Genomic DNA, 1,226 nt, shown 5'->3' with positions numbered 1-1,226 from the left:
GCTGAAAAGCGTTTCACCGTCCACTCAAACCGGACAATTCCACGAATCGAAATACCGGACGGTTAAATCCGCCCGAAGGACGCCATGCTATGCTCAGGCAGAGATAACGAGGGTTAAAAAATGAGCGAATCAGCCACTGTCAGCGTCGCGAGCGAAGTTCGCAGGCTCGCGGAAAAACATGGGGTAGGCGCCGAGCGTGACGGACTGAGTCGCATGGCGGTGACGATAACGCGGCTGGCCGGTGATGTCGTTGAACTGGACAGTGTTGAGCAACTGCTGGTGAACCTGAATCGAAAGGGTGTGTTGAACAAGGCTGAAATCATGGCCTTGCAAGGAAGTTACCTTCAGGAAAAAAGGCATTCGAAGAAGCAGCTCAGCGCATGACGTTCGACCCCTTCGGCGATTTCGTAACTGAAGGCTACCTCCGCAACTCGCTCAAGCTCAAAGACCCGGCTGAAGTCTCGGAATCGGAACATCTTTCTTTCGAAGCCAGTATCGAAGACGCGCTTGCTCTTCTGGCAAAAAAAGGTCCATCAACTACCAAGCGATACTAAAAGCTCATGGATCTCTTTGCGGGGTTCTATCCATGGGCAGGCAAAGACAGGAATGAGCTGGTTCCCCACCTCGCGGTTTTCAAAGGATCAATAGACGACCCGCATCACACACCTTTCGAGCGGCCTGAGCTGATCAAGAGATCCGTCGAATATGCGCTGGAGCTCGCTACGAACAAAAAACGCTTCCGGGATCGCCCGGGCGAGGTGATGGGCCAATTGGCTTTCGCTCATCCGTTTCTGGATGGTAATGGGCGGACTATCCTGCTCGTTCACATGGAGCTGTGCTATCGGGCCAAGTTTGCCATCGATTGGTCGAATACCAATAAAGATGCGTATTTGCGGGCGCTCAGCGACGAGATCCGCGATCCCTCCAAGGGCCACTTGGATGATTATCTGAAGCCTCATGTCGTAGACATCTCGAGCCGTGAGGAATGGCCCGAAGTGATTGGCGGGATCAAAGGACTGGACGGGTTGGACAAAGAAGGAATCATCTACGCGAATCTGGACAATCCCGACATTCAACAGCTTTATAAAACTTACAGAACACAGCCAATGGAGTAGAAACGCAAAAAGCCTGCTTTCGAGGCAGGCTTTTGCGGTGTATTAAACGCTTACTTCTGCTTCGTCAGCGCCGAGTAGCTGTTCATCAGGTTGCGGTAGTTGGGAATCCGT

1 protein-coding gene and 1 pseudogene are annotated in these 1,226 nt (G+C 52.4%); both read left to right on the top strand.

Features of this window, described 5'->3' with window-relative positions:
- Window positions 1-120 precede the first annotated feature (120 nt).
- Entirely contained in the window at window positions 121-384 is a 264-nt protein-coding gene (locus tag CXF97_RS13960) for a hypothetical protein (RefSeq protein ID WP_101159028.1), read from the top strand.
- Window positions 381-1,115, top strand: a pseudogene (locus CXF97_RS13955) (Fic/DOC family protein). The gene CXF97_RS13960 and the pseudogene CXF97_RS13955 overlap by 4 nt, the downstream one beginning before the upstream one ends.
- Window positions 1,116-1,226: the final 111 nt, after the last annotated feature.

Origin of the sequence: Pseudomonas sp. Choline-02u-1 (assembly GCF_002836515.1) — a bacterium.
GTDB lineage: Bacteria > Pseudomonadota > Gammaproteobacteria > Pseudomonadales > Pseudomonadaceae > Aquipseudomonas.
The sequence above is the reverse complement of the archived record's forward strand: the minus strand, read 5'-3'. Positions and strand labels throughout refer to the sequence as shown.